The 6,461-nt window shown below is 55.4% G+C and carries 6 protein-coding genes; 4 read left to right on the top strand and 2 right to left on the bottom strand.

Going from position 1 to position 6,461, the window contains the following annotated elements; translation table 11 throughout:
* Positions 1-224: 224 nt before the first annotated feature.
* Positions 225-2,615 carry a glucose/quinate/shikimate family membrane-bound PQQ-dependent dehydrogenase gene (locus OWK27_RS22140; RefSeq protein ID WP_193355775.1) on the bottom strand — a complete coding sequence of 797 codons (2,391 nt, stop codon included), beginning with the start codon at positions 2,613-2,615 and terminating at the stop codon, positions 225-227.
* Between the two features lie 206 nt (positions 2,616-2,821).
* Here OWK27_RS22140 and hpt point away from each other — a divergent pair, with 206 nt between their 5' ends.
* The gene (gene hpt / locus OWK27_RS22135; protein WP_148420106.1) at positions 2,822-3,358 is read left to right on the top strand and encodes a hypoxanthine phosphoribosyltransferase; all 537 of its coding nucleotides are present in this window, start codon (positions 2,822-2,824) and stop codon (positions 3,356-3,358) included.
* Between the two features lie 60 nt (positions 3,359-3,418).
* Here the strand turns inward: hpt and can are convergent, their stop codons facing one another.
* Positions 3,419-4,081: a carbonate dehydratase gene (can, locus tag OWK27_RS22130; protein ID WP_148420107.1), complete on the bottom strand. Its 663-nt coding sequence runs from the start codon at positions 4,079-4,081 to the stop codon at positions 3,419-3,421.
* Between the two features lie 107 nt (positions 4,082-4,188).
* Between can and OWK27_RS22125 the strand changes: the two genes are divergently transcribed.
* From OWK27_RS22125 to OWK27_RS22115, 3 genes are all read left to right on the top strand, one after another.
* A complete protein-coding gene (locus OWK27_RS22125; protein WP_148420108.1) occupies positions 4,189-5,115 on the top strand; it encodes an ABC transporter ATP-binding protein in 927 nt (308 codons plus the stop codon).
* A complete protein-coding gene (locus OWK27_RS22120; protein ID WP_176608694.1) occupies positions 5,112-5,882 on the top strand; it encodes an ABC transporter permease in 771 nt (256 codons plus the stop codon). The genes OWK27_RS22125 and OWK27_RS22120 overlap by 4 nt, the downstream gene beginning before the upstream one ends.
* Before the next feature lie 105 nt (positions 5,883-5,987).
* Positions 5,988-6,428: a PTS sugar transporter subunit IIA gene (locus OWK27_RS22115; protein WP_176608693.1), complete on the top strand. Its 441-nt coding sequence runs from the start codon at positions 5,988-5,990 to the stop codon at positions 6,426-6,428.
* Positions 6,429-6,461 lie beyond the last annotated feature (33 nt).

Below are 6,461 nucleotides of genomic sequence, written 5' to 3'. Positions count from 1 at the left end.
AAAGACGCGGAGAAAAATTTCTGGCAGACTGTCTGTAAAGGCACGATGAGGTCTCTTCTGATTTGTTAGCGCAACCAGTAGATCACACTTCATCGTGCTTTTCATTTTTCTGGGGAACCCTCAGCCCAAAGGGAGAGGGAACAGACACAAAAACGGCAACCGAAGTTGCCGTTTTGCATATTTCTGTAGGCCGGGTAAAGCGTAGCCGCCACTCGGCTTTTCAGTTACTTGTTTTCGTCAGGCAACGCATACGCGACGATGTAGTCGCCCATCTTCGTGCCAAACGAACCGTGACCGCCCGCAGAGATGACGACGTACTGCTTGCCGTTCACTTCATAGGTCATCGGCGTTGCCTGTCCACCGGCTGGCAGACGGCCTTGCCACAGCTTCTCACCGTTGGTCATGTTGTACGCGCGCAGGTAGTTATCTGCGGTTGCCGCGATGAACAGCACGTTACCGGCGGTGGAGATAGGGCCACCCAGCATTGGCATACCCATGTTGAACGGCACCGGAACCGGCATCGGGAACGGCATGCTGTCCTGTGGCGTACCAATACGTTTCTTCCAGACAATCTTGTTGGTCTTCAGATCCAGACCGGAGATGTAACCCCAGGCAGGCTGTTTACACGGCAGACCGAACGGAGAGAGGAACGGGTTCAGGGTCACGCCAAACGGTACGCCATACTGCGGCTGGATACCGGCTTCGGTACCGCTGCCTTTTGCGTCCTTCGGCTGCTCCATTGGGTTACCCGGACCGCGTGGGATCAGGCGGGATACGAACGGCAGCGCCATTGGGTTAGCGATAGCGACCTGACGGTTAGGGTCAACGGAGATCCCACCCCACTCGAACATCCCCAGGTTACCCGGGAAGACCAGCGTACCCTGCTCTGAAGGCGGGGTGAAAATCCCTTCGTAGCGCAGCTGATGGAACATCACGCGGCATACCAGCTGGTCAAACATGGTGGCACCCCACATGTCTGCACCGCTGAGGTCTTTTTCCGGACGGAAGCTCAGGTCAGAGAACGGCTGCGTTTTGGTGACGTAGTCGCCTTTGGCGGCACCCTGCGGAACCGGTTTTTCCGGCGCAGGCACAACCAGCTTACCGTTGCTGCGATCCAGCACGAAGATGTTGCCGGTTTTCGCCGGGGCATAAATTACCGGTACGGTTTTGCCGTTCACGGTAATGTCCGCCAGCGTCGGCTGAGATGGCATATCCATATCCCACAGATCGTGGTGAACGGTCTGGTAGCTCCATGCCAGCTTACCGGTTGTTGCGTTCAGCGCCACGATGGAGCTGGCGTAACGTTCCTGCTCCGGCGTACGGTTACCGCCCCAGATATCCGGCGTGGTTACACCCATCGGCAGGTAGACCAGATCCAGCTTCGCGTCATACGCGGCCGGTGCCCACGAGTTCGGTGAGTTGAAGGTAAAGGTGTGTTCATCAGACGGGATCGCGTTTGGATCTTTCGCGCCCGGGTCGAAGGCCCACAGCAGCTTACCGGTGTTCACGTCAAAACCGCGGATAACGCCAGAGGTTTCACGGGTAGAGAAGTTATCGGTTACCGAACCGGCAATCACGATGGTTTTATCGGTGATGATCGGCGGGGAGGTTGGTTCATACAGACCCGGCGTGGTGTCCGGCATGTTGGTCTGCAGGTTCAGGATACCTTTATTCGCGAAGGTCTCGCACAGCTTGCCGGTTTCAGCGTTGATAGCAAACAGGCGGCCATCGTTCACCGGCAGCATAATGCGGCGAGGGCAGTCGGCGATGACTTCCGGGCTGGCATTGTCAGCGCGCGCTTCGTGGTAAGAAACGCCGCGGCAGGTGATGTGCTGGAACGACGGATTGGAGTTCAGCTGCGGATCGAAGTGCCATTTCTCTTTACCGGTGGCCGCGTCGAGCGCGAACAGACGCTGGTGTGCCGTACAGAGGTAGAGCATGTTGCCCACTTTAATCGGGGTGACTTCGTTGGTCAGCTCACCCGGATCGTTCGGCATCTTCAGGTCGCCGGTGCGGAATACCCAGGCTTCCTTCAGGTTTTTCACGTTGTCCGCGTTGATCTGCTTCAGCGGAGAGTAACGCTGACCTTCCTGATTACGACCATAGGCTGGCCAGTCGCCGTCGGCCACCTGCGAGATAGCCGCAGCAGGCGTGGATTCCGTGTTCAGCGTACCGTGAATTTCCTGCGGATCGTTGAACCCGGCCCAGGTCAGAATGCCGCCGCTGATCAGCAGGGCAACGACCAGGCCGGCCACGGCGCCGCTGGACGGAACGATCAGGCGTCGCCAGACAAACGGCAGGATCAGCCAGATACCAAAGAAGACCAGAATGTCGCTGCGCGGCGTGAGCGCCCAGAAATCGAACCCGACCTCCCAGACGCCCCAGATCATGGTCGCGAGCAGCAGTGCCGCGTAAAGCCACAGGGCAGATTGTTTTCTGCGCAAGAGCAGAACGGTTACGCCAACCATAACCAGACCCGCAATCGGGTAGTACCAGGAGCCGCCAATAGCGACCAGCCAGACGCCACCGATTAACAAATACAGCGCGCAGAATGCGGCAAACGCGGCTGTTAATGTCACCAGTAAACGCGGCTGCTTAGTTTTTGTTTCAGCCATAGAAAAATACTCGTCAGTTTTGTTAATTATTTGCTAGCAATTAATTATAGGTATTAACAAGTGTGATCGGAATCACAATATTTGCTTTTTATAACTCATACGCCAGGCTTAGCCATTTGCTGATATAATGGCTGGCTTGCGTTTCGATGCCGGAATAATAGTCACCAGCATTGAGAGATTTTCATTAAAATCATGTGGTTAGTAATATGAAACATACTGTTGAAGTGATGATCCCGGAAGCCGAGATCAAAGCGCGTATCGCCGAACTGGGTCGTCAAATCACCGAACATTACAAGGACAGCGGCAGCGAAATGGTGCTGGTTGGTCTGTTGCGTGGCTCCTTCATGTTCATGGCAGACCTGTGCCGTGAAGTGCAGGTGTCGCACGAAGTCGATTTTATGACCGCCTCCAGCTACGGCAGCGGCATGTCCACAACCCGTGATGTGAAAATCCTGAAAGATCTGGATGAAGATATTCGTGGCAAAGACGTGTTAATCGTTGAAGACATCATCGACTCCGGCAACACGCTCTCTAAGGTACGCGAGATCCTGAGCCTGCGTGGGCCAAAATCCCTGGCGATCTGCACGCTGCTGGACAAACCTGAGCGTCGTGAAGTGCAGGTGCCGGTGGAGTTCGTCGGGTTTTCTATCCCGGATGAATTTGTGGTGGGCTACGGCATTGATTACGCTCAGCGTTATCGCCATCTGCCATACGTCGGGAAGGTTGTGATTCTGGACGAGTAGTGCGGTCTGATGTCCTTAGCCTGGCCCTCTCCCTGTGGGAGAGGGAGAAAACCTACTGCTTTACTTATGGTTAACGTGCTTGAGCTTGAGGTTAGCAATCCCTGAACGGTAACGCTGCTCCAGGGTTTCGCGGTTGGTCGCGGTCACTTCCAGATTGCGCAGCAGGCCATCATGAATACCGTACGCCCACCCGTGAATCGAGACCTTTTGCCCGCGTTTCCATGCCGACTGCATAATGGTAGAGTGGCCCAGGTTATAGACCTGTTCCATCACGTTCAGCTCGCACAGGGTGTCGAGACGACGCTCCTGCGGCATTTCACCCAGCAGTGAGCTATGTTTGAACCAGATATCGCGGATGTGCAGCAGCCAGTTATCGATCAGCCCCAGCTCCTGGTTCTCAATGGCCGACTGTACGCCGCCGCAGCCGTAATGGCCGCAAATAATGATGTGCTCGACCTCCAGAACGTCCACGGCATACTGAACGACCGAAAGGCAGTTAAGATCGGTATGGATCACCAGGTTAGCAACATTACGGTGAACAAACAGTTCGCCGGGTTCAAGACCGGTCAGACGTTCGGCGGGGACGCGGCTGTCGGAACATCCAATCCAGAGAAAGCGCGGGTTCTGCGCTTGTGCTAGTTTTCCAAAAAATCCGGGGTCTTCCTCCACCAGCATTTTTGACCATAGTGCATTGTTGCTGATGAGTGTATCTATGTCGTTCATGGAGGTTAGCGACCTGTAACCAAGTGATTGCGTTGCGCTACTATAGGGTAACCCGACTTTTAATGAAACCACACAACGTGTGTCAGAACTTAAGGTAAGTTGAATTCATGGCGATTGCACTGGAGCTTGAACAGCTCAAAAAAACCTATCCCGGCGGCGTTCAGGCGCTACGCGGGATAGATCTCAAAGTCGAGGCGGGCGATTTCTACGCCCTTCTGGGGCCGAACGGGGCGGGGAAATCCACCACTATCGGGATTATCAGCTCTCTGGTGAACAAAACCTCCGGCCGCGTCAGCGTATTTGGCTACGATCTGCAAAAAGATGTGGTCAACGCCAAGCGTCAGCTGGGGCTGGTGCCGCAGGAGTTCAACTTCAACCCGTTTGAAACGGTGCAGCAGATTGTTGTTAACCAGGCGGGGTACTACGGCGTTGAGCGTAAAGAGGCCCTTGAGCGTAGCGAAAAATACCTCAGGCAGCTCGACCTGTGGGAGAAGCGTAACGAGCGTGCGCGGATGCTGTCCGGCGGCATGAAGCGCCGCCTGATGATTGCCCGCGCGCTGATGCATGAACCGAAGCTGCTTATTCTCGATGAACCAACCGCAGGCGTGGATATTGAACTGCGTCGTTCCATGTGGGGATTCCTGAAGGATCTGAACGATAAGGGCACCACCATCATTCTGACCACGCACTATCTTGAAGAAGCGGAAATGCTGTGCCGCAACATCGGCATCATTCAGCACGGCGAGCTGGTGGAAAACACCTCGATGAAGAATCTGCTCTCCAAGCTGAAGTCAGAGACCTTTATCCTCGATCTGGCGGCGAAAAGCGCGCTGCCGAAGCTCGAGGGCTACAACTATCGCCTGGTGGATACCTCGACGCTGGAAGTGGAAGTGCTGCGCGAGCAGGGCATCAACAGCGTGTTCTCACAGCTGAGCGCGCAGGGTATTCAGGTGTTAAGCATGCGTAACAAAGCAAACCGACTGGAAGAGCTGTTTGTCTCTCTGGTGCACGACAAACAAGGAGACAAGGCATGACGCATCTTTACTGGGTCGCGCTGAAAAGCATCTGGGCGAAAGAGATCAACCGCTTTATGCGCATCTGGGTGCAAACCCTGGTACCGCCGGTTATCACCATGACCCTTTACTTCATCATTTTCGGTAACCTGATTGGTTCCCGCATTGGTGAGATGCACGGCTTTACCTATATGCAGTTTATCGTGCCGGGCCTGATCATGATGGCGGTGATCACCAACGCTTACGCAAACGTTGCGTCGTCGTTCTTTAGCGCCAAGTTCCAGCGCAACATTGAAGAGCTGCTGGTGGCGCCGGTACCAACGCATGTGATCATCGCCGGTTACGTCGGCGGCGGCGTGGCGCGCGGCCTGTGCGTAGGGATCCTGGTGACGGCCATTTCGCTGTTCTTCGTCCCGTTCCAGGTTCATTCGTGGCTGTTCGTCGCGCTGACGCTGCTGCTGACCGCAATCCTGTTCTCGCTGGCCGGACTGCTGAACGCGGTGTTCGCCAAAACGTTTGACGATATTAGCCTGATCCCGACCTTCGTGCTGACGCCGCTGACCTATCTTGGCGGGGTGTTCTACTCCCTGACGCTGCTGCCGCCGTTCTGGCAGGCGCTGTCGCACCTGAACCCGATTGTCTACATGATCAGCGGTTTCCGCTTTGGTTTCCTCGGCATTACTGATGTGCCGCTGTTTACTACCGTAATGGTGCTGGTGGTCTTTATCGTGGCGTTCTATCTGCTGTGCTGGTATCTGATCCAGCGCGGGCGCGGTCTGCGCAGCTAATCCTCAGCCCGGCAACGTTCCGTTTGCCGGGCACTTTCTTTGACAGTTATCACCGTAAGCTAACCTTCACTCGGCTAAACTACTTGCCTGCTAAGGAGAGACGTTATGCTGGGATGGGTTATCACCTGCCACGATGAACAGGCACAGGTTATGCTGGATAAGCTGGAAGCCAGATTTGGCCCCCTGGCGCAGTGTCGTGCGGTCAATTACTGGCGCGGATTAAGCACCAACATGCTTAGCCGCATGATGTGCGACGCGCTGCATGAAACCGACTCCGGCGATGGCGTGATTTTTCTCACCGACAGGTCCGGCGCGGCGCCTTACCGCGCGGCCGCCCTGATGAGCCACAAGCACGACAGCTGTGAAGTGATCTCCGGTATCAGCCTGCCTTTGCTCGAAGCCATGTACCCGCTTCGCGCATCATTAAGCAGTGCCGAGTTTCGTCACGCCATTGTGGCGCAGGGGGCACCGGGGGTGAGCAGCCTGTGGCACCAGCAGCAGAAGAACCCGCCTTTCGTTCTGCTTCACGATCTGTATAAGCATTAAACATTGGTATTGATGCCGCTTTTGCTACAATAG

Origin of the sequence: Enterobacter cloacae complex sp. 2022EL-00788 (assembly GCF_026627565.1) — a bacterium.
GTDB classification, from domain to species: Bacteria; Pseudomonadota; Gammaproteobacteria; order Enterobacterales; family Enterobacteriaceae; genus Enterobacter; species Enterobacter pasteurii.
This window is presented reverse-complemented; position numbering and strand designations above follow the sequence as displayed.

Bases quoted from the DNA above. Each gene is read 5' to 3' on its own strand.
- OWK27_RS22115 (WP_176608693.1), top strand. From the start codon at position 5,988: ATGCTGGGATGGGTTATCACCTGCCACGATGAACAGGCACAGGTTATG.
- OWK27_RS22120 (WP_176608694.1), top strand. From the start codon at position 5,112: ATGACGCATCTTTACTGGGTCGCGCTGAAAAGCATCTGGGCGAAAGAG.
- OWK27_RS22140 (WP_193355775.1), bottom strand. From the start codon at position 2,615: ATGGCTGAAACAAAAACTAAGCAGCCGCGTTTACTGGTGACATTAACA.
- hpt (WP_148420106.1), top strand. From the start codon at position 2,822: ATGAAACATACTGTTGAAGTGATGATCCCGGAAGCCGAGATCAAAGCG.
- OWK27_RS22125 (WP_148420108.1), top strand. From the start codon at position 4,189: ATGGCGATTGCACTGGAGCTTGAACAGCTCAAAAAAACCTATCCCGGC.
- can (WP_148420107.1), bottom strand. From the start codon at position 4,081: ATGAACGACATAGATACACTCATCAGCAACAATGCACTATGGTCAAAA.